The organism is Corynebacterium ureicelerivorans (assembly GCF_000747315.1).
In the GTDB taxonomy this organism is placed as follows: domain Bacteria; phylum Actinomycetota; class Actinomycetes; order Mycobacteriales; family Mycobacteriaceae; genus Corynebacterium; species Corynebacterium mucifaciens.
This window is the reverse complement of sequence record NZ_CP009215.1, coordinates 2142338-2168084: the sequence shown is the minus strand read 5'-3', so window position 1 is coordinate 2168084 and position 25747 is coordinate 2142338. Positions and strand designations below refer to the sequence as shown.

At 61.9% G+C, this 25747-nt stretch carries 28 protein-coding genes and 1 pseudogene; 16 read left to right on the top strand and 13 right to left on the bottom strand.

The features are described from left to right. Positions 1 to 104: 104 nt before the first annotated feature. A complete protein-coding gene (locus CUREI_RS12705; RefSeq protein ID WP_236627207.1) occupies positions 105 to 293 on the top strand; it encodes a class E sortase in 189 nt (62 codons plus the stop codon). 169 nt (positions 294 to 462) lie between these two features. On the opposite strand, the gene CUREI_RS12880 is transcribed toward CUREI_RS12705, so the two are convergent. From CUREI_RS12880 to CUREI_RS10595, 3 genes are all read right to left on the bottom strand, one after another. Continuing rightward, complete coding sequence (locus tag CUREI_RS12880) at positions 463 to 1407, bottom strand: TIGR00730 family Rossman fold protein (protein WP_038613379.1); 945 nt, start codon at positions 1405 to 1407, stop codon at positions 463 to 465. Further along, positions 1404 to 1772: a DUF2020 domain-containing protein gene (locus tag CUREI_RS10600; RefSeq protein ID WP_236627206.1), complete on the bottom strand. Its 369-nt coding sequence runs from the start codon at positions 1770 to 1772 to the stop codon at positions 1404 to 1406. Before CUREI_RS10600 ends, CUREI_RS12880 begins: the two co-directional genes overlap by 4 nt. 263 nt (positions 1773 to 2035) lie before the next feature. Next, a complete protein-coding gene (locus CUREI_RS10595; protein ID WP_144242462.1) occupies positions 2036 to 2770 on the bottom strand; it encodes a hypothetical protein in 735 nt (244 codons plus the stop codon). Between the two features lie 136 nt (positions 2771 to 2906). Here CUREI_RS10595 and CUREI_RS10590 point away from each other — a divergent pair, with 136 nt between their 5' ends. From CUREI_RS10590 to CUREI_RS12080, 3 genes are all read left to right on the top strand, one after another. Then, entirely contained in the window at positions 2907 to 3809 is a 903-nt protein-coding gene (locus tag CUREI_RS10590; RefSeq protein WP_084768544.1) for a DUF2262 domain-containing protein, read from the top strand. A 288-nt stretch (positions 3810 to 4097) separates the two neighbouring features. After that, the gene (locus CUREI_RS10585) at positions 4098 to 4808 is read left to right on the top strand and encodes an IS6 family transposase (RefSeq protein WP_038613360.1); all 711 of its coding nucleotides are present in this window, start codon (positions 4098 to 4100) and stop codon (positions 4806 to 4808) included. 37 nt (positions 4809 to 4845) lie between these two features. Continuing rightward, the gene (locus CUREI_RS12080; protein ID WP_084768356.1) at positions 4846 to 5367 is read left to right on the top strand and encodes a XamI family restriction endonuclease; all 522 of its coding nucleotides are present in this window, start codon (positions 4846 to 4848) and stop codon (positions 5365 to 5367) included. 70 nt (positions 5368 to 5437) lie between these two features. Here CUREI_RS12080 and CUREI_RS10580 read toward each other — a convergent pair whose 3' ends face one another. Next, positions 5438 to 6205 carry an ATP-binding protein gene (locus tag CUREI_RS10580; protein WP_038613079.1) on the bottom strand — a complete coding sequence of 256 codons (768 nt, stop codon included), beginning with the start codon at positions 6203 to 6205 and terminating at the stop codon, positions 5438 to 5440. After that, positions 6202 to 7845 carry an IS21 family transposase gene (gene istA / locus CUREI_RS10575; protein ID WP_038613077.1) on the bottom strand — a complete coding sequence of 548 codons (1644 nt, stop codon included), beginning with the start codon at positions 7843 to 7845 and terminating at the stop codon, positions 6202 to 6204. The genes CUREI_RS10580 and istA overlap by 4 nt, the downstream gene beginning before the upstream one ends. Before the next feature lie 177 nt (positions 7846 to 8022). Between istA and CUREI_RS12075 the strand changes: the two genes are divergently transcribed. Both CUREI_RS12075 and CUREI_RS12370 read left to right on the top strand, forming a co-directional pair. After that, a complete protein-coding gene (locus tag CUREI_RS12075) occupies positions 8023 to 8298 on the top strand; it encodes a XamI family restriction endonuclease (RefSeq protein WP_084768351.1) in 276 nt (91 codons plus the stop codon). A 305-nt stretch (positions 8299 to 8603) separates the two neighbouring features. Further along, positions 8604 to 8984: a hypothetical protein gene (locus tag CUREI_RS12370; RefSeq protein ID WP_144242460.1), complete on the top strand. Its 381-nt coding sequence runs from the start codon at positions 8604 to 8606 to the stop codon at positions 8982 to 8984. 203 nt (positions 8985 to 9187) lie between these two features. Here CUREI_RS12370 and CUREI_RS12365 read toward each other — a convergent pair whose 3' ends face one another. Then, positions 9188 to 9544, bottom strand: coding sequence for a hypothetical protein (locus CUREI_RS12365; protein ID WP_144242459.1), 357 nt, complete (start codon positions 9542 to 9544; stop codon positions 9188 to 9190). A 416-nt stretch (positions 9545 to 9960) separates the two neighbouring features. Between CUREI_RS12365 and CUREI_RS10570 the strand changes: the two genes are divergently transcribed. Further along, positions 9961 to 10242, top strand: coding sequence for an ArsR family transcriptional regulator (locus CUREI_RS10570; RefSeq protein WP_051952347.1), 282 nt, complete (start codon positions 9961 to 9963; stop codon positions 10240 to 10242). A gap of 792 nt (positions 10243 to 11034) precedes the next feature. Here CUREI_RS10570 and CUREI_RS12360 read toward each other — a convergent pair. Beyond that, on the bottom strand, positions 11035 to 11613 hold the full coding sequence (locus CUREI_RS12360) for a hypothetical protein (protein WP_144242458.1): 579 nt from the start codon (positions 11611 to 11613) through the stop codon (positions 11035 to 11037). 340 nt (positions 11614 to 11953) lie between these two features. Here CUREI_RS12360 and CUREI_RS12895 point away from each other — a divergent pair, with 340 nt between their 5' ends. The 5 genes and pseudogenes from CUREI_RS12895 (at position 11954) to CUREI_RS10555 (ending at position 14982) form a co-directional block, all read left to right on the top strand. Further along, positions 11954 to 12082 carry a hypothetical protein gene (locus CUREI_RS12895; RefSeq protein WP_456263885.1) on the top strand — a complete coding sequence of 43 codons (129 nt, stop codon included), beginning with the start codon at positions 11954 to 11956 and terminating at the stop codon, positions 12080 to 12082. Between the two features lie 36 nt (positions 12083 to 12118). Next, a pseudogene (locus tag CUREI_RS12890) lies at positions 12119 to 12421 on the top strand (recombinase family protein); the annotation flags it as partial. Between the two features lie 30 nt (positions 12422 to 12451). Continuing rightward, positions 12452 to 12583 carry a helix-turn-helix domain-containing protein gene (locus CUREI_RS12885; protein WP_456263886.1) on the top strand — a complete coding sequence of 44 codons (132 nt, stop codon included), beginning with the start codon at positions 12452 to 12454 and terminating at the stop codon, positions 12581 to 12583. Positions 12584 to 12631: 48 nt separating this feature from the next. Then, positions 12632 to 13435 (top strand): DUF6414 family protein, encoded by an 804-nt coding sequence (locus CUREI_RS10560; protein WP_038613358.1) that lies wholly within the window; start codon positions 12632 to 12634, stop codon positions 13433 to 13435. A 374-nt stretch (positions 13436 to 13809) separates the two neighbouring features. Then, positions 13810 to 14982: a globin domain-containing protein gene (locus tag CUREI_RS10555; RefSeq protein WP_038613356.1), complete on the top strand. Its 1173-nt coding sequence runs from the start codon at positions 13810 to 13812 to the stop codon at positions 14980 to 14982. Here CUREI_RS10555 and CUREI_RS10550 read toward each other — a convergent pair. Next, the gene (locus tag CUREI_RS10550) at positions 14979 to 15647 is read right to left on the bottom strand and encodes a helix-turn-helix transcriptional regulator (protein WP_038613354.1); all 669 of its coding nucleotides are present in this window, start codon (positions 15645 to 15647) and stop codon (positions 14979 to 14981) included. The genes CUREI_RS10555 and CUREI_RS10550 overlap by 4 nt on opposite strands. A gap of 243 nt (positions 15648 to 15890) precedes the next feature. Then, the gene (locus CUREI_RS10545) at positions 15891 to 16340 is read right to left on the bottom strand and encodes a hypothetical protein (RefSeq protein ID WP_038613352.1); all 450 of its coding nucleotides are present in this window, start codon (positions 16338 to 16340) and stop codon (positions 15891 to 15893) included. A gap of 519 nt (positions 16341 to 16859) precedes the next feature. Between CUREI_RS10545 and CUREI_RS10540 the strand changes: the two genes are divergently transcribed. Continuing rightward, on the top strand, positions 16860 to 18134 hold the full coding sequence (locus tag CUREI_RS10540) for a sensor histidine kinase (RefSeq protein ID WP_051952346.1): 1275 nt from the start codon (positions 16860 to 16862) through the stop codon (positions 18132 to 18134). Then, complete coding sequence (locus CUREI_RS10535) at positions 18112 to 18750, top strand: LuxR C-terminal-related transcriptional regulator (protein WP_038613350.1); 639 nt, start codon at positions 18112 to 18114, stop codon at positions 18748 to 18750. Before CUREI_RS10540 ends, CUREI_RS10535 begins: the two co-directional genes overlap by 23 nt. Positions 18751 to 18795: 45 nt before the next feature. Here CUREI_RS10535 and CUREI_RS10530 read toward each other — a convergent pair whose 3' ends face one another. Continuing rightward, positions 18796 to 19431 carry a DUF6474 family protein gene (locus tag CUREI_RS10530; protein WP_038613348.1) on the bottom strand — a complete coding sequence of 212 codons (636 nt, stop codon included), beginning with the start codon at positions 19429 to 19431 and terminating at the stop codon, positions 18796 to 18798. Between the two features lie 87 nt (positions 19432 to 19518). On the opposite strand from CUREI_RS10530, the gene CUREI_RS10525 reads away from it, so the two are divergent. Further along, positions 19519 to 20994: a TM0106 family RecB-like putative nuclease gene (locus CUREI_RS10525; RefSeq protein WP_236627204.1), complete on the top strand. Its 1476-nt coding sequence runs from the start codon at positions 19519 to 19521 to the stop codon at positions 20992 to 20994. A 52-nt stretch (positions 20995 to 21046) separates the two neighbouring features. Here the strand turns inward: CUREI_RS10525 and CUREI_RS10520 are convergent, their stop codons facing one another. Both CUREI_RS10520 and CUREI_RS10515 read right to left on the bottom strand, forming a co-directional pair. Further along, on the bottom strand, positions 21047 to 22219 hold the full coding sequence (locus CUREI_RS10520) for an MFS transporter (protein WP_236627203.1): 1173 nt from the start codon (positions 22217 to 22219) through the stop codon (positions 21047 to 21049). A gap of 241 nt (positions 22220 to 22460) precedes the next feature. Further along, the gene (locus CUREI_RS10515; RefSeq protein WP_038613342.1) at positions 22461 to 23063 is read right to left on the bottom strand and encodes a superoxide dismutase; all 603 of its coding nucleotides are present in this window, start codon (positions 23061 to 23063) and stop codon (positions 22461 to 22463) included. Between the two features lie 90 nt (positions 23064 to 23153). Here CUREI_RS10515 and msrA point away from each other — a divergent pair, with 90 nt between their 5' ends. After that, positions 23154 to 23807: a peptide-methionine (S)-S-oxide reductase MsrA gene (msrA, locus tag CUREI_RS10510; protein WP_038613340.1), complete on the top strand. Its 654-nt coding sequence runs from the start codon at positions 23154 to 23156 to the stop codon at positions 23805 to 23807. On the opposite strand, the gene CUREI_RS10505 is transcribed toward msrA, so the two are convergent. Further along, on the bottom strand, positions 23808 to 25724 hold the full coding sequence (locus tag CUREI_RS10505; protein WP_236627202.1) for an alpha/beta-hydrolase family protein: 1917 nt from the start codon (positions 25722 to 25724) through the stop codon (positions 23808 to 23810). Between the last annotated feature and the right edge of the window lie 23 nt (positions 25725 to 25747).

The window sequence follows — 25747 nt, the reverse complement described above, 5'->3', positions numbered from 1 at the left end:
GACGAAGGGGCGAACTGTCTGCCAGCGCCGCTCACGGGCGCCTCGCTGCCGGTGATTACGCCCGGCTTAGGGGCCGCGAGATTACGGTGCCCGGCAACATTTAGGTGATCAACCCCATGCCGGGGGCGCAATCCACAGCGGTGGAGCCGAGCGTGGAAGGTCTGCTCACGCTAACTACATGCCACCCGCAGTTCTCCAACGCGGAGCGCTTGATCATTCACGCGGTGCGCACCGACGTGCAGCCGAAGGACCCGGGCGCCGGCTTTCCGGCGGCCATGAAAGAGGTGCGGTAACGATGTACGCGGCGCTCTGGCGCAAGCTTCCCGGCCCCGCCCCGGTGAAGTGGCTGCTCACTCTGATTCTCTTCACCGGCCTGTTTTTCCTGCTCGGAGGTTATTTTCCCGTGGGTGTCGTCCTTGATGCCGTACAACGAAGTGGCGGTGTAGCAGCGGGGCGAAAAGGCTACAGCCAGCGCGGCACCGGCGGGGCCCAGGCATGCAGTTTGGCTAGCAGCTCCTGCGGGTCATCGGCGATGACCATGTGCGCGCGGTCTGTGGGTCGCATGAAGCCCTCGGCGACCATGTGATCCACCATTGCCACCAGCGGCGCCCAGAAGGCGCTGCCCAGCAGTCCAATGGGTTTCCGGTGCAGGCCCAGCTGCTGGTTGGTCCATTCTTCGAACAGCTCGTCCAAGGTGCCGGCACCACCGGGCAACGCCACGATTGCATCGGCGAGCTCGCTCATGCGCGCCTTGCGCTCTGACATCGTCGCCACTACGTCGAGGCGTGCCAGCCCGTCGTACTGCAGCTCGTAGCCGGCAAGCTGCTCGGTGATGACGCCAATGCTCTTCTGCGCCCCCTCGGCCACCTCACCCATGAGGCCTACCCTGGCCCCGCCGTACACCAACGTCACGTCGGCTTGGGCCAGCGCTTCCCCGAGCGAACGGGCCAGCGCCGTATACGTCGGGTTGGTGCCTGCCCGTGCGCCAGCGTACACAGCGATCGCGGAAATCTCGCGGGCTTTGAGCGCAGGGAAGATCTGCTCCCGCAGCAAGGGTGCTAGTTCAGAGTCGGCGGGGCCCGTGGGGTCGATCCAGCGTGCTTCGGCGATCTCGGCCGCCGGCCGAGGCGTTAGCCCTACGCCCGGGTGCAGGAACACCGTGGAGGTGACGGTCTGGCCCGGTTCGTTGGACGCGGGCGCGCTGAACTGGCCCAGGTAACTCAGGTTTTCCGGGTCGACCTCGATGCCTACCTCTTCCCGGGTTTCGCGCAACGCGGTCTGTACTACCGTCTCGCCGGCCTCCGGCTTGCCGCCCGGCAACTGAAAACGCGGGCTGCTATGTTTGCGCACGCAGAGCACGCGCCCGTTGTCGTCGGTGAACACGATGGCAGCTACGGAAATGGTCATAGGGCTAGGGTAGTGATGACCTCTCTCGCCACCGCCTCGGCTTTCACGGACTCGTTTTGCTTGGTAAAGACGGTCACTACTACCGGCCCTTTGGAAACGGCGTACGCAGCGCCGATCCGGCCTGGCACGTCCCCGCCGCCGTGGCGTCCGCCGTCCCAACCGCCGGACAGGGTCGCGTCCACCGGAGCTGCACAATCCACCACCGCGCGAGCATCCTCCGCGGAGCCCACCTGACGCACGATTACGGTCAGCTGCGGGTTCTCCGCAGTGGACCAGAGCTGGCGCGCGGGCGGCTCGAAGCGGGTGGCCGTGCCTACTCCGGTGACGCGCTGCCCGTTGGTCTGGGCTACCCGCTCCGCACCCAAAGCGCAGTGTCTGTGGCTGATTGACCCTCTCTACGCCGATAAGGACGGGAAATCGCCCAATATGGCGCTTCTGGGGGCGACCAGCAGGACCCTGGGCGGGTTTTTGGACCGTATCGCCGGTTGACTTTTGGACCCCATCCTGGGCGGGGATCCTGCCACCGCGGCTGGAATGTGAGACCCTGTCAGCCTTGCCTGGCGGGAGGGGGTGTCTCCCGCCCGCCCCCGGTACCCAGGGAGCGGTGGCGGGCACGACCCGCGGTGTGTTACCGCTGGCGGATTTTCTCGGCCTGCGCCTGGACCATGCGGGTGAAGTCCTCGGGTGCGACTTCGGGGGAGGCGGAGACGGTGTAGGTGGCCCCGTCGATCTCGACGTAGGCGATGCGGCTGAGGGAGCCGTTGTCACCGGAAAGGGGGGAGGAGGACTGCGTCAAGGTCACCTCGGCGCCGGTGACGGAGTCGGCACCGTCGACGCGCAGCTCCATGGGTGCCGCAGTGTAGGACGCGGATCCGCCGGCGTGGGTCCTGGTGATCGACTCGCATACCGACACGTCACGGGGGTGGTTCAACAGCTGCGGGTCGGATGTGACGGCGACGCTGAGTGTTGCGTCGGTGGACTCGTCGGTGAAGTCGCGGGCCGCGATGGCGTCGGGGTTCTGGACGATCTTGGAGATGTAGGTCACGGCGGTGGGGATTAAGGCGGCGCATTCGGCCGGGTCGGCGGTGACTTCCTGGGCCATGGAGACCATGTCCTGGTTGATGCCGGGGTTTTCGGCTTCCTGGTCCTGGATCATCTGGTTGATGCTGTCCATGGTGTAGCCCTGTGGGGCGGCGGTGTCGTCGACGACGGTGGTGTGGGGGTCGACGGGGCCCTTGTCGATTGTCGGGGAGACAGAGACCCCGGTGGCGGGGTTGTCCCCGGTGTTTTGGTCGGTGGTGCAGGCGCCGACGGTGGTGCAGGCGGCGGCGAGGGCGAGGGCGGGCACTATGTGTCGATTCATGCACACACGGTAACAAACACCCCGGTCATGCCCCCTGGCTGGCTGGGGATCGGAGGTGCGCGGGGGCGCACATGTGTCGGGTCCCGCCGCCATGAATTCCGGTGCGGGGGCACGTGGGGTGATTTACCATTGCCGCATGCTGTCGCTTTACGAGGAATTTCCCGACGACCCTGTTACGCAGAGGAGCGCTAAGGAAGAGGAAGTCGAATTCCACTTCATCGTCTCCTCGGTGCCGGAAAAGAGGGTCGTGGGTGACGACTACGCCAAAGACAAACTCAAGCTCCAATTTATGCTTATGCCTGGTGTGGCTCTCCGGCTACTTCCCGACGGGGAAGTAACCACCGGGAGGATCCATGTGTGTTACCCGCACCTGTTTCACACCCGGCAGGGAAAGACGCTCTGGGATCCGCGGGAAATCGCCGATCTGGAGCCGTTCAAGGTGTACCGCGCGCGGGGTAGCTACTTCTTTTCCGATATCAGGAAGGAACCCTACGTCACCATTTGGGAAATGCTTGACCCGCTGCCCGACCCAGAGATGGAAGAACTCTCGGCCAAGACTGCCGAACCGGTGATCCTGGAGACCAATATCGGACAACTGGTCCTTGACCGGACGTTCCCGACTTTCGAGGGTAAAGCGGACGACCTCGGCGTCAAGGTCAGTATGTGGTACGAGGGGCCGGAACTGCTCCTCGCGGGCCAGAGGAACATGGCGAAGAAGTTCAAGTCGGCGCTGAACTTCATCAACAACGTCCTCTCCCAGGAGTACCTCGATAATGCGCGCATGCTGGGGGCCGAAAAAGCGCTTCCGGCCGCGAACCGGTGGCGCCACGATGTGGCCGAGGCGGAAGGGAGGCCGACACCCGCCCCGAAACTCGGGGTGGAGGACGTCTACGCCAAGCTGACTCCGACTGTGGTGAGCATTCCCCACAGGGGAAACGTTGGTGTCGAGTTCGACGACGGGTACATGTTCGGTGGGCACCCCGTGACGGTGAAGACGAAGAGGGACGGAACTCCCACCTCGATCGAGATGGACGTCTAACCCCGACAGTCCTTCTCCCACCTTGCCCTGCCGGGCAGGATGAGGGGTGCTTGCCGGGTTGTCGCTTACTCGGCAGGGGCTTGGCGGAGCGGAATGCGCTCACCGTAAGGTGTTTTCGCTGGTGAACACCCACTTGCTCTGCAGGATGAAGTTGAGGGTGGTGGCTGTTGCCTGCGAAATCACCCACGAGAGGAAAACCGTGTGTTCGAAATCCGCCAGCGGGATACGGGCGAGGGTGCTGTTGCAAAGTTGGGGCAGTAGGAAGATCGACGTGAAATAATCACAGCCATGGGTATCTTCTCGGGTCGTCATTTCCCTCGCGAGGTCATCCTGTGGGCGGTGCGGTGGTACTGCCGCTACGGGGTGAGCTACCGAGACTTGGAGGAAATGATGACCGAGCGAGGCGTGCCGGTTGATCACACCACGATCTACCGCTGGGTCCAGAAATACGCCCCTGAGCTGGACAAGCAAACACGGTGGTACCGGCAGGTACCCGATTGGCAGGCCAGTTCCTGGCGGGTGGATGAGACCTATATCCGGGTCGGGGGAAAGTGGTGCTACCTCTATCGGGCGATCACCGCCGGTGGTCAGACCCTGGACTTCTATCTCTCTCCAAAACGCAACGTCGCGGCAGCGAAGCGTTTCCTGGCCAAGACCCTGCGGTCGAACGCGTCAGCCGGGTACCCGCGAGTGATCAGCACCGACAAAGCCCCAGCTCTGGCCAAGGCGATTGCCGAGCTGAAGTCGGAGGGAATCTGCCCTCCCACAGTGGAACACCGGCAAGCGAAATACCTGAACAACGTGCTGGAAGGGGATCATGGTCGGCTGAAGCGGATCCTGGGCCCCAAAGGCGCTTTCAAGAACAGGACGTCTGCCTACCGAACGCTCAAGGGGATGGAAGCGATGCACTCATTGCGGAAGGGGCAAGGCACGATGTTCGCCTACGGACAACCGAACCCGGACGCGGTGATCGTCAACCGGGTCTTCGAGACGGCCTGAGAACGCCCACACGCAGCGGCCATCAGGGAATGAGAAACTGAGTCTTCGCTGCTCTCCGCCCAACTTTGCAACAGCACCGGAGAGCGTAGATCTGACCCTGCTTCCCGAGGTCGTCGATACCTATATCACGGATAATGATTTACGCTATGCCCTGCGCTACCTTTCTTCGCCGGCTATCAGCGATGATGACCTTAAGGTGCTGGCAAAGACGACTTTTTCTAAAGCGGCTTTAGAAAAAGATCACGATGCCGCTAATCGCATCGTGACAACCGTGCTTTCCGGCCTAGATCGATGGCGGTTTCCCTGGTATTCGGAAGGCCGTGACCCTACCGAAGCGGAAAAGCACCTCGCCGTCATAGCAACCACTTCCTTAATCGCTAACCGCAGGGCGGAAACTTTGCGGCGGAGTGAGGCAAAGGATGTGCAGGAAATGGCGGTTGCTAGCCACCTTTTAAGTAAAGGGTATGAGCAGGTGGAACCGCGTACGGTTTTAGCAGTCACTAATGCCCCTGCTGCTGGTGAGTTTTGCCGTGAAATGTTTAGAAGATGGAAATGGTAGCGGTGTGGTGAGTTTGTGGTAGCGCCTGAGTGGGGATCCGGTAGCGGTCCCTGCTCAGGCGTTTTGTGTGTTACTGGTTAGTTTCCAGTCTCATGTTTGGTCCTTCGAGGGTGATGATCTCGGCGCCGGCGATGAGTCGGTTGAGGATGGATTCGGCGATGACGGCGTCCGGGATGGATCTGTACCAGTCTTGCGGGGTGAACTGTGAGGTCACGATTGTTGATCGGTTGCCTTCTCGTTCGGAGAGAATGTTGAAGAGCAGGTGTGCGGTGGTGGCATCGACTGGGGTGGTGAGGAAGTCGTCGAGGACTAGCACGTCGACGCTGATCAACTCGCGGGTGAGTTTGAGCCGGGCTGGGTCGTCGAGTGGCATCACTGCGAAGTGCGCGGCAAGCATGTCGGTGCGGTAGAATCTGGCGGAGTAGTCGTTGCGGCATGCTGCGGTGATCAGTGCTTGGGCGAGGTAGGTCTTGCCGACTGAGGATTTGCCCAAGATGACGATGTTTTGGCCCAGGTGGCACCATTGTCGGTGAGCGAGTCGGCTGACTTGTTCTGGGTTGATGTTGCGGTCAGGCGCGTAGACGACGTCTTCAAGGCAGGCATCGGGGTTTGGCGATCGTGATGCCTTGAGCAGTTTGTTGATGCGGCGTTCGCGTCTGGCCGCGACTTCTTTATCGAGTGCGTAGAGCACCTTTTGTGAGAAGGTCCACGTATCGAAGGTTGGGTCGTTGGCGATGTCGATGACGCTTTTGCCGAAGGCTGTCATGCGCATTGCTGTGAAGTCCGCGAGGACGGATTCGTCGAGGAAACGCTCTTGCGGCGGGGTCGGTGGGGTCATGGCGTTGTGGTTCCTTTCTTGATGAGGTTGTCCAGGCTGAACTGTGCTGCACCACCGAGGTAGGCGCCGCTGGTGTCGCGTGTTGCAGCGGCGGGTGCGTGGGCCGGATGCCCAGGTGTGGCCGGTGCCGGCTGGTCGAAGCCGTGTGGTCGAGTTGCGGCTTCTTTGCGTACGGCGGCCATCATGTTTTTGACCGCGGTGTAGGACACCGCCCGGCGGGTCCCGTCGGAGGAGAGCAGACGCTTACATGCTTCTTCCAGCACGGGCTTGTTGGCGTGTTTGCCCATTGACAGCACGTTTCTGCACGATTGGTACGCCTGGGCCGGGATTGCTTTCGCCGCGATCATTTCCTCGATGACGGTGCGTGTCGCCGGGCCGATTTTTTGGGCTTCGCGCAGGAAGTAATCGCTCGTCCACAGGCCCTGGGTGTGATCCATGTTCGCCGGGATGTGATCGGTATCGGTGACATACGCCCCGCGGGTGTGGGAAAGCGCGTGGGTTGTAACGGCACGGCCACCGTCGAAGACCGTGAGCACTTGCCCGGTGATGCGCACATCGACAGTGCGGCCAACGAGCTGGTGCGGCACGGAGTACCGCACGCTGGCTACGGTGATGTGGAAATCCGGGGCGATCTTGGCGCGTTTCCACTCGGTGCGCTGCCACGGGGTATCGGGAAGTGCTGTCAAAAGGTGTCTTTCATGCGCATCGAAAATGTCTTTGCGGCTTGTCTGCTGGTGACGAAACGGCACCGCCTGGTTGATCTGGTCAACCATCTGCCTAATGCGCGTGTTGAGTTCGTCTAGGTCGACGCACTGGTGGCCATCGAGTGCGTGGATGACCTTGTGGGTGACGATCTTGACTGCGGCTTCGACATTGGCTTTGTCTTTCGGCCGTTTCGACCTCGTGGGCAGCGCTGCGGTGTTGTAATGCTCCAAAAACTGCTCGTAGGTGTCATTGACCTTGCGGTTTCGATCCGCCGCGCTGATCGCGTTCGACGCAGTCGAGGCATTATCCGGCACCACAACCTCAGGCACGCCCCCGAAGTAGGCGAACGCGTGGTGGTGGGCATCAAGCCAGGAATGCTGGCGCTCATCCGGACATGCGAGGGCAAAAATCATCCCGGAATACGGCATTGAGGCAACAAACACGCTGACCTTGATCCCCGGTGCGCCATAAGGGTCGAACAGACGCATCTTGGTGCCTGCCCAATCCACCTGCATGGTGTGCCCCGGTGTATGGGTGATGCGTGCGGTCAAACCGGCCGCATCGACATGGGACGCCACCAACTGGCGAAACCGGTCGTAGCTGTAATGGAGCTGGCCGGGTAAAGCAGGTGTGGAGGTGTAGCGAGCCCACAGCACTTGCAGTGTCTGCTTGTTACGCCCGGTGCGGGCTTTGACCACCGCATCGAAATCGATGGGGACGAATTCGCCCTGGCCTGTGCTGCGCCCATCGACGAATAACTCATCGAGCTCATCATCCGTCAGCGCCAACACCTGGTCGACGGTGCGAATCCCGAGGGATCGAAGCACCTGGTTCGACCGGGAAATCGCGCGGTGCGAGCATCCGAGCTGTTGTTCAATCTGGCGGTACGAACGCTGCTGCACAAGCAGCTTCATCACCGCCCGGTAATCCGTCATCAGCGGACTCCTTCCGGTAACCGGCCACACCCCTGCGGTGCAACCACCCGAAAGCATCACCCGCCACCGCAAACCCCGCTACCGGATACCCACTGAACCGCTACCCGAAAGTCACCACACCGCTACCAACTAGCCGGTCGCAACAGTGAAAGTCTCGTTGGGGATCGCAAAGCCGATATCGTTATTGGGCTAGGTGATGGGCGATTCATGCCTTGTGAATGCAAAGTCTCGAACTCGTCAACCAACAGCGTTAAGCGCCTCAATAATGATGCGGCGCAGAAGGCAGTTCGGTGGCGGCAAGATTTCGGGGAGCTAGGCGTAGTTCCCGCGGCGGTGCTTTCGGGAGTCTTTAACGTCGGAAATTTAGAGTCGGCCCAGCGTCGTGGCTTAACGATTTTTTGGGCGCACTCACTCGAAGAACTCACCTCGTTCGTCGAGCAGACCATGAGCTGACGCCACTTTAGTCCCCTCGCGCCTTTCTCGTCCTTTATAGGTACGGTCGCGCGACACGTTGCCGCACTCAAGGAAGCAGACGAGTGGCCTGATCCGTAGGGGTCTCACACCGTAAGCAATATACGGTTCCCCTGCCGTGAGGCAGTGGGTGGAGAAGAGCTTGCTTTAAAGAAGTTTTGGGTAGCGAAAGACCCGGGGAGCTATAGGGGGAATGGGGGAGTGCTCAACCCAGGCCCTCTAGGGTAGGTATTTTTGGAGAGGATCTGAGGCGCTATTCCATATCTGGCGCCAGCTAGGATGAGTCCATGGTGACTAAACGCTCATATATGTCTCTGACTGAAGAGGTCTTCCTCTATGCGACAGACCACGATTTGGAATATGCTACAGAGCAGGTCGTCAAGGCGATACGATCTAAAATCCCCTTAGTGGGTGAACCGACCGTAGAGTCTACCGCACTTGCGGTAGATGAATTTGATCTAGAACGTCAATGGATCGATGATTTCGGTACTCCCGTAAATCCAGAAGTGCTAAACCTAAATAGAGTCAAGGTCTCTTTTATGGCCGCATCTACCCACGAAGAAATCGAGCACATTGGTGAAGCCATCTACTCTACGATTAGGGAACTTAGTCGTAGAAGGAAAATAGCCTACTTCAGTATGCTGAGTGAGTGCTCTAACGGGGAGTGATCCTGACGGCACAGTGTCACTAAATACTGTAATAGCCGGTCAAGTCCGCGGAAGTGGTGTATCTGCCCTTTCGAGAAAACTAGCAGGGTAGCGACCTTACGGACTATCTCGTGTTAGGAACCGATGCTGATTGATGCTGTCTCCTGCTGGTCAATAGGGTCACCCACCGGCAGTTACAGATACACCACACTATCGGACACCACCTAAAAGCTTGATGATCCACCCGTCACCGTGCAGTGGTGAAGCCTATATCCTATGCCGTACTCCGAGTAAACCCGAGCGTTTGCCTTCGCGACAGCAATGGTTTTAGTCCTCCCGCTTTCGGAAATGATTCCTACGATATTTGTATCGCGAATACGTTCCACAGGACACTTGACATAAACCGTTTTTGAAGCATAGGGGGATTTGACATTTGCATTATCAGTGAAGAGGGGCATCGCCGTAGCGTTTGCCCCTGGAGATGCGCCCATCATGCAAAGAATCAAGCTGAGCGAGGCGATTCCTCGAACTGCAGATCGGGAGAGACCTGAGCGGCGCTGAAGAGTAGATGCTTTCATCATGGCTAGAATTCTAGCTCGCAGATCCAGAGTTTTCCCGCGTAATTTACGCTGAATATGGAAGGTCTCTGCGTGAGCTCGACTTCACTAAGTAAACATACCGTTTGGTACCCGTCGGCGCGCAGCGCGCCGCTGGCTAGTGGCCACAGCGGTAGCCACAGCTGCTCAAAACACACGACGCGTTGGACAAGGAAGTCGACAAAGCGTTTGGAGCGCCCCGCAAACTCACATCAGAGAAACAACTGTATGGATTTTTTTCCAAGTCCATACGAGATGCTCCTTGTTTCTATTCGCTTCGTGGTCAACATGATTTGCGACCGCAAGCGAAAGAACAAGTAGTTAATTAGATAAGTCGCTCATACACGAGTACATCCGCCCCAGGACGCGCGACAAGCTCAGAACGTAAAGCCCTCGCCACAATGGGACGCAAAGGCGGAAAGAAAGCCGCAGAACGCTGGAAAACCGATCCAGACGGTGAATACGCCCAAGCCCAGCGCGCCACAATGAAAAAGACCCACCGAAAGAAGAAGATCCAGGGGCAAACAACGCGCGCACGTGTGCAACTAGTCGTTGGTGAGGTCTTTGCCGACACCGGAAAGATACCCACACGCCGCGAAATCATGCGGGAGACGGGGCTGTCAGAGGCCACCGTCAAGCGCCACTTGCGATCTCTCCGGGAGAACGGACTCCTGCCGATCTAGGGGGGTCACACCGTAAGCAATATACGGTTCCCCTGCCGGAGGGCAGTGGAGAAGAAGAACCTTTCTCTTGAGACAGCTTTGGATAGCGAAAGACCTTGGGGAGCGACAGGGGAATGGGGAGTACTCAACCCAGGGTTTTCGGACGCCTGGGGAGCAGGAACCCACCGCAGCGTCGGCGTCAGGCTAACTCGTATCTGTTGAGTGTGCTGGGCACTGAATGTTCGAGACTGCACCGGCTGTGTCGTGCGGGCTGCTTAGAGTAGGGGAGTGACTTCCCCAGCTGCACTTCGTCTTGATCGCGCGACTATGCGCCAGAACCTCGACCGCTTCAAACTGCGGTGGCGTGACCGCCTGGACGGCTGGGGCAGCGCCGACCAAGGCGCGCTAGAGCGCGAGTACGCACAGAGTTACTGGTCGGAACTGTTTGAGTGCTTCGGTGTCACCGCGTATCGCTACGTAACGGATTGGATACGAATAATTTCTCAACCGTGCGTCAGATAACTGGCCGCCTTACTATTGCGGTGAATTTGTTGTAACTGCTGTATCTGATAGGAGACCGACAATTAATTTCTCGATGCAGGAATTTCTCGTCTATGCGATCCTTGCTTTCATCGTAATTGCGGTGATTTGGTGGGTGGTCAAAATTCTAAGGGGTTTCGCCAACGGGTACCGATCGGTGAATCAAGCGGATTTGCGTACTGATGCCGAAAAGCAAAAGGATAGGATGTAGGGGAGCTTGCTAAGCGAAAAAGGGCGAGGAGCTATTGAAGCCCTCGCCCTTTTTGCAGTTTCCTAAGGCTTGATTTCTACGCAGGCGTAGTTACTCCACTGTCCTTCAACCTTTACGCGACCGCACATAGGGCCGGCGTCAATGCTGCGGTTAAAATCCCACTTACGAGTAGCACGCACCCATCCGCTATCAGGACCGGTGGTTTCTGCGTGTCGCTGTCCACCCTCGTACCAGGCGAGCTCCATGTCTTCTACTGTGGAGTTTTCAAGCTCAGCCCCAGAAAAGTAATTCACGTAGACAGTATCTACATGAAGTCCACTACCGTTTACGTTGATGCCTACGTATGCTCCACTTGCTCCAGGAGCTGCGGTGAGTCCATCTGCAGAGTAAGTGGAAATAGATGGCTCGAAAGTGACTTCCTCAGTCGAGGAAAGATCAGCATTTTGCTCAATCTTCGTTTGTTCGATGGCGTTTTGCACGGACTCGTTGTCCACGGGCGTTTCCGCATTAGCGGTTCCGATTGCGGTGGTGGCTGTCAATGCAATCACCGCTGCAGTAAAGCCGGAAAGTAGTTTCTTCTGGGCGTGCGGCATAAATCCTTTTCTTGGGTGAAAGTGAACAAAAGCAGGATGAAAAGTCATCCGGCGTAAAATTCTCTAAAAGCTGCCCAGTCGCGCAACTGATAATGCGCTATTCTTATTGATTTAACATATTGCTTTAATGTCTGCACTTTGGGTGTGCATTCGGTAAAAATGCACTGAACCTGATCGAGCGGCAATCGAGTGGATGGGTAGCTCAGGGACTGCTCTGCAGGGGTTCCAACGAAAGGCTTTAAGGTGCTCAGGGGGCTTGGGGTCAGTTGCTTCTGGCGGACGAGAGCTCTCTACCCACGGGAAGCATTAGGATGTGCATGTTTGATATAGGTACACCCAAATGGACAGTCCGGAATTACAACTTCTCCCTGTTCGGTAGGGTCGGATCATGTCAAACGGAACAGAACCGTCGCTGCTTCTAGGCATCAATGAACACCAGGACGTGGTTCTGGGACAGAAGTTCGGTTACGCCCGGGTGAGCTCCGTAGAGCAGAATCTAGACCGCCAGCTCGATTAGCTCCTCGCGGCGGGGGCGTCCCAATTTTACAAGGAGAAGGTCAGCGGCTCGACCCGGCACCGCCCCCAGTTGGAGGAAGTGCTTCGGTATCTACGAAAAGGCGACCAACTCATTGTCACGAGCATGGATCGCCTCGCGCGCTCACTGGTGGACCTGCGCACGATTGTCGAGGACTTGGTGGGCCGCGGCGTCTCGGTGAAGTTTCTGCGCGAGGGACAGACCTATTCCACAAAGGCTGACCCGATCGCCAAATTGATGCTGGGGCTTATGGGCAGCGTCGCCGAGTTCGAGCGCTCCATCATTAAGGAGCGTCAGGCGGAGGGGATCGCCCGCGCCAAGGCGCGCGGGGTCTACAAAGGCCGGGCGAAAGTGCTCACCGACGCCCAAGTCGTTCAAACACGACAGTGGGTTGCTGACGGAGTGCCTAAGGCTGAGGTGGCGCGGCGGCTAGGGATCGGGCGGACCACCTTGTACAAATACCTCAACGGCAGAAGAAACTGATCTGCTTTTGAGGCAGTACAGCTACAAGGTGCCTCTATTATTGAGAAGATGTTGTATAAGGCTGAATACCTGGATGTAAACACTCTCGACGGATATATTTCTACGATCGAGGGAGGGGTCCGAGAGTCCGAGACTTTGCGAACGGTTAACGGAAAAGACCGTAGTGGAAAAGTTAACGTGGGCCCTGTTAACGGGGGAGTGGGAAGTAGCTCCGAGACGGAAAGTACCTTCAGCTTTGGCGATCATCAGGTTTCGAAATTGAAGCGTTTGATAGACGCTGGCCACGAAGACCCCGAATCGACAGGCTGGGTTGAAGTTTTGGAGCCGGACAGCGCCTTCTCTGATATTGGATCGGGTGCCCTGTTGGAATGGGAGTGTGAGGCCTATATTCCAGAGCTCAGCTCTCTTATGGCAAATGGGAAAGAGGTAAGCCAAACAATTCGAGGCTTTAGGGCGATGCTTCCTTTCGCGGCAGCGTCTGGGTGGGATACGGCAAATATGCCCGACTCTTCCTCTCTCGAGGCAATGAGTTCTTTTCTAGAGAGGATGGATCTCTCCCCGGTGATTGTGGGGGAGGGGTATGACACCGATTGGAAAGTGGTGGGGACGCTTGATAAAAGATGGATCGTCCCCGGCGCCCAATTCGAAGGGCCCTATAAGATCGTCGGGAAAGTGAGAAAAACCATCGCTTCTGAAAAGTGGTACCCGCTTCTTTCTCTCCCAGGGATGAATGCATTGGGTCGTGATCGTCGCCGTCAGATGGAGCGTCAAGGCCCGAAAGATCCGAGCGAAGAAGGTCAGTTTATCGCTGGCCCTGCAGTTATCTTGGATATCCTTGCTGTTTATAGATGATGTATGGATCGTCGTTGCGCTGGGTGAGGATGCCGCGAAGCTTTGTCACTGGCTTGAAGCATCGCCCTCAGTAACCTGCGGGACGGGGTCAAGATGCTCCCGGTGGCACCTATAGCGCGCCCCGAAGCCCGGAGCCTGCGGGTTCATTTCCGGGTGTAGATAACTCCCGGTATGTTCTCCGCTTCTGCGAGGGTCCTCTGGAACAGGCAAGGGAAACCCGCAAGATGGCCACGGCTCTAGTCGCCGACTAGCCTCCTTCGCCTGAGGATCCATCCAATCCGGCCCCATGTGGCTAGGGTGAGGTAACCTCACCTCTCTTATTAAACACGGGTAAACTCGGTTATAAACATCCCGTCCCGTGAAAGGATCACCACGTGTTCGTCACCGATCTGCCCGACACCAAATCAGCCCACTTAAGTCCGGAACACAGCGAAACCATCAGGGCCACGCTGCCTCTGGTCGGGGAAAATATCGAAACCATCACCCGCGTCTTTTACTCCAAGATGTTCGCCGCGCACCCGGAGTTGCTCTCCGACCTGTTCAACCGAGGTAATCAAAAACAGGGTGCCCAGCAGAAAGCACTGGCGGCATCGGTGGCCACTTTCGCTACGCAGCTGGTTGACCCGAGCGCACCCGACCCGGTGATGATGCTCGACCGTATTGCCCATAAGCATGTTTCACTCGGCATCACCCCCGACCAGTATCAGATCGTCCATGACAACCTCATGGCCGCCATCGTCGATGTGCTGGGTGATGCCGTCACGCCTGAGGTCGCGGAAGCTTGGGACAAGGTCTACTGGCTCATGGCGGATGTTCTGATCAAACACGAGGCCAAGCTCTACGCCTCCGATAACGTCACCCCCAGTGAAGTGTTTCGCACCGCAACGGTCACCGAGAAGAAAAGGCTCAGCGAGGATGTGACTGCCTACACTCTGACCGGGGACTTCTCAGTGCCGCGACCGGGTCAGTACACCTCTGTCGGTGTCAAGCTTCCCGACGGTGCTCGACAGCTGCGCCAGTATTCCATCATCGGTGGTGACGCGAACCGTTACCGCATCGCGGTTCTCACCGAGGGTGAGGTTTCCACCTTCTTGCGCGACAACATTGAAGTCGGAGACACCGTGGATGCGACCCTCGCCGCTGGCGACCTGGTCCTCCATGAGGGGGACAACCCGGTAGTGCTCGTCTCATCCGGTATCGGCTCCACTCCAATGGTAGGTATCCTCGGTCATCTCGCCGCAGAAGAGCCGAGCCGCAAGGTGACATACCTCCACGCAGATGTGAGCGAAGAATCGTGGGCTCAGCGCGAGGAATCGCGCGAGCTCATTGCCACGATCGCGGATGCGACAATGGAAGTGTCTTTCAGGGATGCCGGTCAGCGGGTGAACATCGCGGAATACGACCTTGCTGGTGCCGATGTCTATCTCTGCGGCGGTGTGGCATTTCTGCAGGCTCTGCGCGCCGACATTGAAGCCCTGCCGGCTGATAAATCCCCCAAGGGCGTCTACTTCGAGCTGTTCAGCCCGAATGATTGGCTCGTGGGTTAAATCCCCGGAGTATCGCCGGGGGTTGTGCCGAAACGCACCCCACACTGCCCCGGTCTGTCGAAGGGGAACAGGCTAACCGCCTCGGATGCGCATACTTCCTGCAGATAACCTTCGTGCATCACACAGATCGCAGGCGCGGGGCGCTGCCCGCCAGCCGTGATGAAGGGGCAGGCGTGTAGGCCAACTTCGTTGCCACCGTCGCGGAGCCTGGGATCGAACCCCATCTCGCGCAGTTTGGAGACCAGTTCTCCCATCCGACGCTCCGGGGGTAAACCCGCTGCGGCGCGCCGAGCCCAAGCGCGCCCTGCCTCCCGGGCGGCGTTTACATCAGAATCTGGCAGCAGCTGGGCTAACACCTCAACGAGGGAAATGTACTCGGCGGCCACACTGTCTTGGCGCGGGGACCGGGCGAAATAGACCTGTCGGGGGCGCCCACGTCCACCCGCGGCAGCGGGAATGGAGAAGACGATGCCGTCTTGAATCAACTCGTCGAGGTGACCGCGAATGGTGTTGACGTGCATGCCGAGGGCGTCACTGAGCTCGTCGACGCGTGCGCCTTCCGGAAACTTTTTGAGCGCCCCCAGTACCTCGCGTTGCTTCGCGCTCAAGCGTGCGGCGGCACGGAGCAGCTCTGTTGTGGGCCGCGGAATATTGCTGTCAGACACCGTCCCACCTCTTTCACCGTCATCTACAGAATTCAAACCATCATTTCCGCACTTAAACAGGTTTACCACCGAAAAGCGGCGTGGCGGACGCGCGAGGAATGTGTAGTTCTAGAAGACACTGGTGGGTATGCCCGTCACCACGGAAACTACTGCCACCGTTGCTACTGCCACCCCGAGTTGTACCACTGCGTGGGCATCGTATTCTCGCGCCGGAGGTTCTGCTTTGCCCTTTAACACTGCCAATTAGTTTTTCACTCCGCTACCCAGCAGGGGCAAAAAGGCCGGGAGCACGCCGAAAACAAGCAGTCTCATGGCCATGCGCAACGCGGAGTTCTGCGCCAGGAACCAGGTGACGAGCGCGAGGTTGTACAGCGCGAAGCGGAAGACCCCGCCAGCACCGAGCCGCCTGACGTCCGCACGGACCGCCCCGGGGCCACCGCGCATGGTCGTGGGAAGTAGATAGCTCATGGTGCCGATCAAGAGTTGCGCGACGAATCCAAGCAGCAGCATGAGAATCGGAGGTTGTGACTCAGCACCGCGGAGAAGCCCCACCGCGTGGATGAGAATAGAAACCACGAGCCCGATCACTGCAGCGAGCGCGGATAGTGCCGGGTAAGTTGGCCGCGGGCGGGATCCAATAAGCGTGGCCACCCATCCCTGCAACGGCCACACCCAACCCGCCGCGTAGATCACCAGGCCGATTCCTTCCGCGGGTGGCCATCCCGCACTGGCACCGCATACCGCCACTGCAATTCCTGCAAGAAGCGCAACAAGGCTCACCGAGGTCCTGTCTCGCACCCCTCTGACCCTCCACATTGCCGGCACGAGGACGGTAAGCGAAGCAAGGGCAGCACAGCCAACGAAGCCTCCAACGTTGGCGTAGATGTGTGCCGTCGCCGTGCGTCTGTCATACACCGGGTAAACCCGCCATGAGGGCTCCACCGAGAACGGCACCCACCATCAACATCCAAGCGGTAATCCAGTACCCACACCACGATGACTGGAACATATGCCCCAAAACAACAGCAACAATGCCGGCGTGGAGTCCGGCAACCGCGCCTGCAGAAAACGCTCGGTGAGGTTTTGCGACCACACGAGGATCGAGTTGCGGGTGTGGGGTCGGGGTCGGGGTTGGCCGAAGGGGCGTCGTGAAGCGAAGGCTCCTGAGAGCACCCGGCGAGGGCGAGCAGGGCGGTGGGTACGCTCAGACGCATGAGCTCCAGATTAGTGCTGTTGGAGCAGCATCCCGGCAGGACGACGGACTACCGGGCGCTCGACACCGGCATCACCGTCCTGGCAGTGTGCCTCATGCTCGTTTCGTTCGGCGTGCTTGCGCGGATGCCGCTTAACGAAGCGCTGTTGCATATCGTGCTGACGGCGGCGTTCGCCTTCCTGCTGTTTTACGGCATGGTGGAGATGTACCGCTGGGGCCCGCTGGGTCGCGCGGTGTGGATGCTCGGCTCCACGGCGGTGTGGGTGGCGGATATGACCGTCTCGCCGGTTGCCGTGTACTGGGTTTTCGTGCTGTTCTTCGTGGCACTGCGCGCGTTTAGCAACTGGGTGGGGTACGCGTGGGTGGCGGTGTGCTTGGGCGTGAGTATCGGCATGCAAATTCCAGCGGGGCTCACCCTCGGCGGGGTGATGGGGCCGGCGCTTTCGGCGGTGGTCGTAGTGGCCATCAACTACGCGTTCGCCACCATCACACGCGTGAGCCGCGAGAGGCAGCAGCTTATCGACGAGTTGCTTGCCACCCGGGACCGGCTCGCGGAGACGGAGCGGGCTGCCGGCGTGGCGCAGGAACGCGAGCGGTTGGCGCACGAGCTGCACGACACCGTGGCGCAAAACCTGTCGTCCATCCAGATGCTGCTGCACTCCGCAGAGAACGACGTTCGGGGCAGTTTGCCAGAGGCGGCGGCGCAACAACCGCTGCGGAAGATGGAGACCGCGCGGCGTGCGGCGTCCAACAACTTGGCGGAGACGAGGGCGATGATCGCCGCGCTGGCTCCGGCGCCGCTGACGGAGGCGTCGCTGCGCGATGCGCTCACCCGTGTTGCGGGGGATTTCGGAGCCGCTGGCGGGCTGGACATCGGGGTGGAGGTGGACGGCGACGCCGTGCCGTTGCCCATGCGGGTGGAGGCGGGCCTGCTGCGCATCGCGCAGGGCGCGGTATCCAACGTGGTCACCCACGCTGGTGCTTCTGCGGCGCGAATCACGCTGACGTACGCGCCGGGGGAGGTGCGCCTGGACGTGGTGGACAACGGCCGCGGTTTCGACGTGGGCGCACAGCGATCGAAGCCCAGCGGGTTGGGCCACCTCGGGCTGGATGCAATGCGCTCGCGTGCGGCGGAGCTGGGCGGACGGCTAGAAATCGAGTCCGCGCCCGGCGGGCCGACGGCGCTGTCGGTGGCGGTGCCGGTTAGTATCAGCCAAAAGAACGACCCACAAACCGGCGAGGAGGCCGACGTTGATCCGGGTACTGCTGGCTGACGACCATGAGATTGTCCGTCTCGGCCTGCGCTCCGTGCTGGAGGAGGCCGAGGACATCAAGGTAGTCGCAGAGGTCGCCACCGCGGAGGGCGCGATTGCTGCCGCGCAAGCGGGCGGCATCGACGTCATCCTCATGGACCTGCGTTTCGGTGCAGGAGCAGAGGGCCAGCGCGTGACCACCGGTGCGCAGGCCACCGCCGCGATCCGGGGAAGCATGCCCCACCCGCCGAAGGTGCTGGTAGTGACCAACTACGACACGGACGCGGACATCCTCGGCGCTATCGAGGCCGGTGCGGTGGGGTACCTGCTCAAGGACGCTCCGCCGGAAGAGCTGGTCGCGGCGGCGCGATCGACTGCGCGGGGGGACGCCACCATGTCGTCGGTCGTGCGCGACCGGTTGGAAACCAGGGAGCGCACCCCGCGCTCGTCGCTCACCCCGCGCGAGCTGGAGGTGCTCCAGCTCGTGGCGGCCGGATCCTCCAACCGTGAGATCGGGCGCCAGCTCATGCTCTCCGAGGCGACCGTGAAATCCCACCTCGTACACATCTACGACAAGCTGGGCGTGCGCTCGCGCACGTCGGCGGTGGCGTCGGCGCGCGAGCAGGGAGTGCTGTAGCGACCTCGTTGTAAGGCTTCGTACCTCAGCCTCACAACAGGGGGATTATTTCGACAGCTTCTCGTGCACCTCGGCGGAGAGCTGGTTGAGGTCGTCGTTGACGGAGTTGTGCGCCAGACGGCGCTGCTCCGGGTTCGCGTGCTCCGCGTTGCGCACGGCCTGCTCCAGCTCGTCCAGGCGCACGCGCGCGTCGCCCTTGAACCCGTCGCCGAGCTTGTCGGACTGCTCGACGTTCTGGCGCACCGCGTCGATGCGCGCCTTCAGCTCGGCGCCGCGCCCGGAGTGGCGCGCGAGATCCTGCGACGTCAGGCCGAGACCGGCCGCGCGGTTGTTCACCTGCCCCTGCTGGAAGGAGGTCAGCGCCTTGTACGCCAGCGGCAGCAGCACCGGCACCAGCACGCGGGCGGCGGAGACCCACTGTTTCGCCTTTTTCTGGGTGATGCCGGATTCTTCGATGCGCTTCAGGTGCGCCTTGGCCAGGTCCTTCTCGTGCTTCTGCTTGCGCTTCAGGCCCTTCTTCTCTTCCTTGAGCAGGCGCTTTTCTGCCTTGTCCAGGAGTTTGGCCACGCGCTCGTCGGTCTTGGCCTCCCGCTTGGCCAGTTGGCGGGCGTGTACCTGCGCCGCCTTGACCTCTGCCTTCGTCTTCGCGCGTGATTTGCGGATGGCCTCGAAAACGCCCATCGGTATCTCTCCTCTAATCGTTCGCTCTAACGCTCACACACTCTACCTGCCTGGCAGACACCCCCGCCCGGGTATCGTTTGGGCATTGTGAGTTACGAACCCGTGCGCGCTTCAGACCTCGTGGGCTGCCGCTTCCGCCAACGACAGCGCCGCGCGCACCCGGACGTGCCCGAGTTGCCGGAGGCGCTGATCCGCCAGCCGCAGATAGACGCCGCGCGTGCCGCCGTCTTCGAGCTCCTGCCCGTCAAGCGTGCTGTGGGCGACGGCGCAGGCAAGGCCTTCCTGCGCGTTGACATCGACCCGGCTGGCGACCGTATCGACGCGACGCGCGAGGCGTTCCGGCGCCGCGCCCACCTCATCACCAACGCCACCCTGGTCGGCGCTGTGGAGGGCGTGGACGCGGAGGCCGACGTGGACATTCTCGTGCGCACAGATGCGGGGTACATGCCGGTGGTGATATCCAACCACCGCGTCGCGCGCGCCCACGCCGGCGACGAGATGGAGATGGTCCCCACAGGCCGGCTTGGTCTGGGGAAGCCGCTGGTGGTCGGGGCGAAGCCGCGCCACCACACCGTGGACGGGTACCGCGTGGCGCTGGCGCATCTGCTGCTTGGGGAGCGTGCGGACGGCCGAGGTGCCGTAATCGGGCAAGACCGCAGCCGCGCCTACCTGTGCGAACCCGAGCGCTACGTCGAGCCGCTCGTGCGTGCACTGCTCGCGCCGCTGCCGACCGAGCCAAAGCGGCTGAAACAGTGTGCCGCCTGCAGGTTCTGGCCTCTGTGCGAGCCCCGTCTAGTGGAGCTCGACGACATCTCGCTGCTGCTGCCCGGCGGCCGCGGCGACGTCTGGCGTGAGCGCGGCATCCATACGGTGCAGCAGCTTATCGACGATGCTCCGCCCGAACCCGCCGCCCTGGCCCGCGCCTGGCGCGCTGGCGTTCCGGTGCTGCGGCGGCCCGGTTTCGCGCCTGTGCCCCGCGCCGACGTGGAGGTGGACGTCGACATGGAGGCCTACCTGGATCAGGGCGCGTACCTGTGGGGCACGTTTGACGGGTCGCGCTACCGCCCTTTTGTTACCTGGGACGAGGTCGGCGGGGGCTCTGAGGAGGGCAATTTCGCCGCGTTCTGGTCCTGGCTGATGGCGCGCCGGGCGGCCGCGCACGCGGAGGGTAAGACGTTTCGCGCCTACTGCTACGCCGCGGGTGGGGAGAACCACTGGCTGCGTTCGTCCGCGAAGCGGTTCGCGTCCGTCGACGAGGCTGAGGTCGCAGCGTTCATCGCCTCCGATGAGTGGGTGGACGTGTTCGCACATGTGCGCCGCTCGCTCGTGGGTACTGATGGGCTGGGGCTGAAGGTGCTTGGTCCGGTGGTCGGCTTTGAGTGGGAGGACGACGACGTGGACGGGGAGCGCTCGGTGGCCCTGCGGCGCGCGGCCCGCCTCGGCGATCAGGCTGCCCGCGATATGCTGCTGCGCTACAACGAGGACGACTGCCGGGCTACCCGGGCGGTGCGCGATTTCCTTACCGCGGGCGCTCCAGGCGTGCCCGACTTCGGCAGCGTGTGACGGGGCGGTGTGAGGCGGGGAGGTGGACAGCTTCCGCCGCACCTGATACCTGCTAGCGCTCGGCCTTCCACAGCGCCGCGGCCACTAGTGCCTGTACCCCCAGTGCGGCCGCGAGCACCGCGACGAACCCGGCCCACGGCAAACCCTCGTACGCCCAGCCGGTTGCAGCCCCCAGGATGGACGATCCCATGTAGTAGCTGAACACGTACATACTGGACGCTTCCGCTCGGTCGTGCTCGGCGATCAGGCCGACCCACCCGGAGGCCGTGGAGTGCAGCGCAAAGAAGCTGGCGGTGAATACCAAGAGCCCAGCGAGCGCCACCCACAAGCTCGGGGCCGCCACGGCGAGCGCTCCCAGGAGCATCAGCGCCGCCGACGACAGCAACACCGCGCCGCGGCCGTGACGCTCGGAAAACGCGCCGGCCCGCGCGCTGGACCAGGTGCCCGACAAATAGACCACGTAGACCAGCCCGCTCAGGGCCGCGGGGAGGCCGTAGTCCAGCACCGCGCGGAAGCCGAAGAAGTTGTACATGGACACGAACACGCCCATGGCCATGAATGCGGTCGCGTACAACCCCATCAGGCGGGGGTTGCGCAGGTGCCCCAGCATCGCGCGTATTTCGACGCTGGGGCGTATCGACGCCTTCGGCACAAAGTTCCGCTGCTCCGGCAACGCCCACGCCGCTATTACCGCCAGGGTGAAGGCGACCAGCGCGGACCCGAACGTCGCCCAGCGCCACGACGTGACTTCAAGCAGGAAGGCAGGGATAAGACGCCCGCTTAAACCTCCGATGGAGTTGCCCGCGATGTACAGGCCCATCGCGCCGGGCAGGTCGGCCGCGTCGAGCTCCTCGGACAGCCAGGTCATCGCTACCGCCGGCGTGCCCGCGATAAGGGCGCCCTGGACTGCGCGCATGGCGATGAGCTGTCCCGCGGTCTGCGCGAGCGGGAGGGCCATCCCGAGCGCGGTAGCGCCCAGCGCGGAGATGACCAGCACGCGCCCGCGCCCGTACTTCTCCGAGAGGATAGAGGCCGGCACCACGCACACGGCGAGGGCGCCGGTTGCGGCGGAGACCGTGAGGGCGGCGGTGGAGGGTCTGACCCCCAGCTCGTCGGTGAGCGTGGGCAGCAGCGCCTGGGTGGCGTAGAGGGTGTTGAAGATGGCAAGCCCGAACGCCAACATCGCCAGCGTTGCGCGACGGTATTCCAGGCTGCCTTTCCGCATGTCCACCATGCTAGGAAAATCGCACGCGGATTTTCGCAAAACCATTGCGCCGTTAGGTAAGGCTAACCTAGAATAAACAACGAGTTCGCACGGACTCGACGTATCACAGGGAACACCAGCGCCCGCCGCCCCGGCTCAGAGGGTCGGCGGGCGCTGGTGCGTGCGCGGCTTGAGCTCGCAACGCAAAACCCCGGCCGGGCGCGAAGGCCGGGGCCGGGGAAAGCGGAACGATATGACGTCGTTAAGCAGCTGCCTTTGCGTAGCGCTCGTTGACGTCGTCCCAGTTGACAACGTTCCACCACGCCTGGACGTAGTCAGCCTTAACGTTCTTGTACTGCAGGTAGAACGCGTGCTCCCACATATCCAGCATGAGCACCGGGGTGAAGTCCACGGAGACGTTGCCCTGCTGGTCGGTCAGCTGCTGGATGATCAGGCGGCCAGCGATGTGGTCGTAGCCGAGCACTGCCCAGCCGGAGCCCTGCAGGCCGGTGGCAACGCCGGAGAACTGCTTCTTAAAGGCCTCGAAGGAGCCGAAGTCGCGGTCGATGGCCTCAGCGATCTGGCCGGTCGGGGTGCCGCCAGCGTTCGGTGCCATGTTCTTCCAGAAGATGGAGTGGTTGGTGTGGCCACCCAGATTGAAGGCCAGGTTCTTGGACAGCGCGCGGAGGCGGTCCGGGTTGGCCTCGCCGTTGCGCTCGGCCTCGAGTGCCTCGAGCGCGGCGTTTGCACCGGCAACGTAGGTTGCGTGGTGCTTATCGTGGTGCAGGGTCATAATCTCGGCGGAGATGTGCGGCTCCAGCGCGTCGTATGCGTAGGGGAGTTCCGGAAGCTCGTAAACAGCCATGATTGATTCCTTTCGTCTGCGAATCAGTTGCGCCACCCATGGTAGAGAAAATTTGGGAACAGCGTCGCGGAGCCCTGCGTTGCAAGGGGCATGGGATTTCTTTTCGCACCTTCACCCAAGCTTGTCGACGCTAGCTCCGCCCTCCCCGGCCGCGCCGAGCCGGTACTGGCCAATCCGAGAGTCCACGAAGTGCTTGGCACCCCGACCACCGGGCCCTGGCGGGAGGGGCAGCGGCGCATCCTCATCGGTATCGGCTGCTTCTGGGGCGCCGAGAAGATGTTCTGGCAACTCGACGGGGTGGAGTCCACTTCCGTGGGCTACGCGGGCGGCGTGACCAAAAACCCCACCTACCGCGAGGTATGCACCGGCCAGACCAACCACGTCGAGGTGGTGGAGGTGGTCTACGACCCGCAGGTGATCTCGCTCAAGGAGATCGTGAAGACCGCGCTGGAGGCGCACGACCCGACCCAGGGCTACCGCCAGGGCAACGACGTGGGCACGCAGTACCGCTCCGCCTTCTACCCGGACACCGAGGCGGAGGCCGAGCAGATCCGTGCATGGATCCGCCAGTACGAAGCTGATCTGAAGAGCGCCGGTTACGGCGACATCACGACCGAAGTCGCGTCCGTGGAGAAGGACGGCGTGACGTACTACCTGGCCGAAGAGGAGCACCAGCAGTACCTGCACAAGGTGCCGAACGGCTACTGCCCGCATCACTCCACGGGTGTGGCCTGCGGCATCTAGCTAGTACCCGTGCTTTGAGGGGAAACCGCCCTTGGGCATGCGAGTCTTGGTGGCGTCGTTGTGGATCCAGCGCGCCACCCGCACGAGCTCGGGGCGCGTGAGCAGGCCCGCACCGGCGTGCTCGCCCTGGCCGTGCACCACGGCGTTCCAGTACGCGACCGTCTCGTCGTGGTAGTTGTGCCCGTGGGGGGACGGGTAATCCTTCGAGGGCAGCTGGTCGATGCCCACCTGCCAGAACGTCACCAGCGGCATCCACCGCATCGTGTCCAGCGCGTCTAGGTGCTGCGCCCGCGGCGCCGGCACACCACGGGAGCCGGGCTCTTTGAGCCAGTCCGGTGCCCGCCACGCCAGATTCGGCTCCCACCACACCACAGGGTCTGAGGCGTGCTGCGCGAACACGAAGCGCGGCTCCTCCCAGGCGTTGGCGTAGTTTTCGCCGCGGAAGTCGTGGCGGATGTGGGCGGGGTGCGCGGTGAAGCGGACGTGGCGGCCGCCGTCGATAAGCGGGAGGCGCTGCGGCGAGCCCTTCGCGCGGTGCTTGGTCAGCTCGCTGTGGTTGTGTGCGAATCCCGGCGTGCCGGTGAACACGCCGCCGGCGGTCTGATCGAGGAACTCGTCGACGGTGTCGAACGCGTCGGAGACGCCGTACGCGCCGAGCGATTCGCCGCCGATGTACAGCTTCGGGCGCGCGTGCGGGTCGAGGCGGTCGAGCTCGCCCCGGATGGCCTCGATGAGCACCCGCGAGGAGCGCACCGGATTCGCGCGGTCCGCCATGTAGGAGTAGGCCGAGGGCAGGTAGGAGTACTGCATGGACACGATGGCGGAGTCGCCGCGCGTGACAAACTCGAAGCCGGACGTGTGAAAGTCGTTGATCCAGCCCGTGCCCGCGGCGGACATCACCGCGATGTGGCTGCGCTCGAACGCGCCGGTGCGGTGCATCTCGCGCACGGCCACCGCGGCCATCTCCTCGAAGTCCGGGTCGGCGTCGGCCTCGGCGTCCAAGCCCACGAAGACGCGGATCGGCTCCATCGCGTCGCCGCTGACCAGCCGCTCGATGTCCTCCTTGCGGGGCCCGCCCGCAACCACCGCGCGGCCCTGGCGGCCCATCGTGTTCCAATCCACCGCGGAATCCGGCGAACCGGAGCGCTGCGGGCGGCGCGGCTGGTCGGCGCCGCGCAGGAACTCGCGGTCCAGCTCCAGCGCCTGGCGGCTCACGCGTTCCGCGAAACGGCGCACGACCATCCGGTCGCCCACCACGACGAGCACCGCGCCGCCGCCGATAACGGCCAGCGGCCAGGACGCCACCGGCGGCAGCTTTTTGCCCAGCAACTCGTTGATCGCGTCGATGAAGGTCTGGATCGCGTCGCCGACGAGCAGCACCGCGCCGTAGCCGAGGGTGCCCAGCGTGACCCCCACAATCTGCGCGCTCACCTTGAACGTGTCGTCGCTTTCCACCAGCCGCTCTTGGTGTATGCGGCGGCGCATGGAGGTGGCGAACACGCCGACGGTGACGCCGGTCATGGCCACCCGCACCGGGAGGGGAAGCGGACGGCGCGGGGAATCGTCGAGGGCAGGGCGGAGGGCTTGCGAAGCTACCGTCGCAAAGCCATGTCCGATGCCCTGCAGCACGCCCACATTTGCCGCGGTGGCCCACCAACTGTGCGGCAGGAGGGAGGGCGACACCGCGCCCCACGTGGCCACCTCAGCGCCGATGAGGCCCGCGCCAAAGTTCGGCGGCAGGCGGCGAGGGCCCCGCATGCGCACGCCGGGGGAGATGTCGCCGAGCATCTCGAGGGCGGCGATGGGCACCGCGAGAAGGCCGTCGCGTTTCACGGAGTATCGGTCGCGGGCGCGCTCGAGCGCGGCGGGGAGTTGGTTCAGGGCTTTGCGTGTGTCGCGCAGGAGCTGGAATGCCACGGGTGTGATTGTCCCAAATTTGC

Excerpts from the sequence above, each read along its gene's own strand:
- CUREI_RS10540 (WP_051952346.1), top strand. The coding sequence starts at position 16,860 with ATGAGCTCCAGATTAGTGCTGTTGGAGCAGCATCCCGGCAGGACGACG.
- CUREI_RS12895 (WP_456263885.1), top strand. The coding sequence starts at position 11,954 with ATGTCAAACGGAACAGAACCGTCGCTGCTTCTAGGCATCAATGAACAC.
- CUREI_RS10585 (WP_038613360.1), top strand. The coding sequence starts at position 4,098 with ATGGGTATCTTCTCGGGTCGTCATTTCCCTCGCGAGGTCATCCTGTGG.
- CUREI_RS10520 (WP_236627203.1), bottom strand. The coding sequence starts at position 22,219 with ATGCGGAAAGGCAGCCTGGAATACCGTCGCGCAACGCTGGCGATGTTG.
- CUREI_RS12360 (WP_144242458.1), bottom strand. The coding sequence starts at position 11,613 with ATGACTTTTCATCCTGCTTTTGTTCACTTTCACCCAAGAAAAGGATTT.
- CUREI_RS12365 (WP_144242459.1), bottom strand. The coding sequence starts at position 9,544 with ATGATGAAAGCATCTACTCTTCAGCGCCGCTCAGGTCTCTCCCGATCT.
- istA (WP_038613077.1), bottom strand. The coding sequence starts at position 7,845 with ATGACGGATTACCGGGCGGTGATGAAGCTGCTTGTGCAGCAGCGTTCG.
- CUREI_RS10580 (WP_038613079.1), bottom strand. The coding sequence starts at position 6,205 with ATGACCCCACCGACCCCGCCGCAAGAGCGTTTCCTCGACGAATCCGTC.
- msrA (WP_038613340.1), top strand. The coding sequence starts at position 23,154 with ATGGGATTTCTTTTCGCACCTTCACCCAAGCTTGTCGACGCTAGCTCC.
- CUREI_RS12880 (WP_038613379.1), bottom strand. The coding sequence starts at position 1,407 with ATGACCATTTCCGTAGCTGCCATCGTGTTCACCGACGACAACGGGCGC.
- CUREI_RS10590 (WP_084768544.1), top strand. The coding sequence starts at position 2,907 with ATGCTGTCGCTTTACGAGGAATTTCCCGACGACCCTGTTACGCAGAGG.
- CUREI_RS10530 (WP_038613348.1), bottom strand. The coding sequence starts at position 19,431 with ATGGGCGTTTTCGAGGCCATCCGCAAATCACGCGCGAAGACGAAGGCA.
- CUREI_RS12370 (WP_144242460.1), top strand. The coding sequence starts at position 8,604 with ATGGTGACTAAACGCTCATATATGTCTCTGACTGAAGAGGTCTTCCTC.
- CUREI_RS10570 (WP_051952347.1), top strand. The coding sequence starts at position 9,961 with ATGGGACGCAAAGGCGGAAAGAAAGCCGCAGAACGCTGGAAAACCGAT.
- CUREI_RS10595 (WP_144242462.1), bottom strand. The coding sequence starts at position 2,770 with ATGAATCGACACATAGTGCCCGCCCTCGCCCTCGCCGCCGCCTGCACC.
- CUREI_RS10515 (WP_038613342.1), bottom strand. The coding sequence starts at position 23,063 with ATGGCTGTTTACGAGCTTCCGGAACTCCCCTACGCATACGACGCGCTG.
- CUREI_RS10560 (WP_038613358.1), top strand. The coding sequence starts at position 12,632 with ATGTTGTATAAGGCTGAATACCTGGATGTAAACACTCTCGACGGATAT.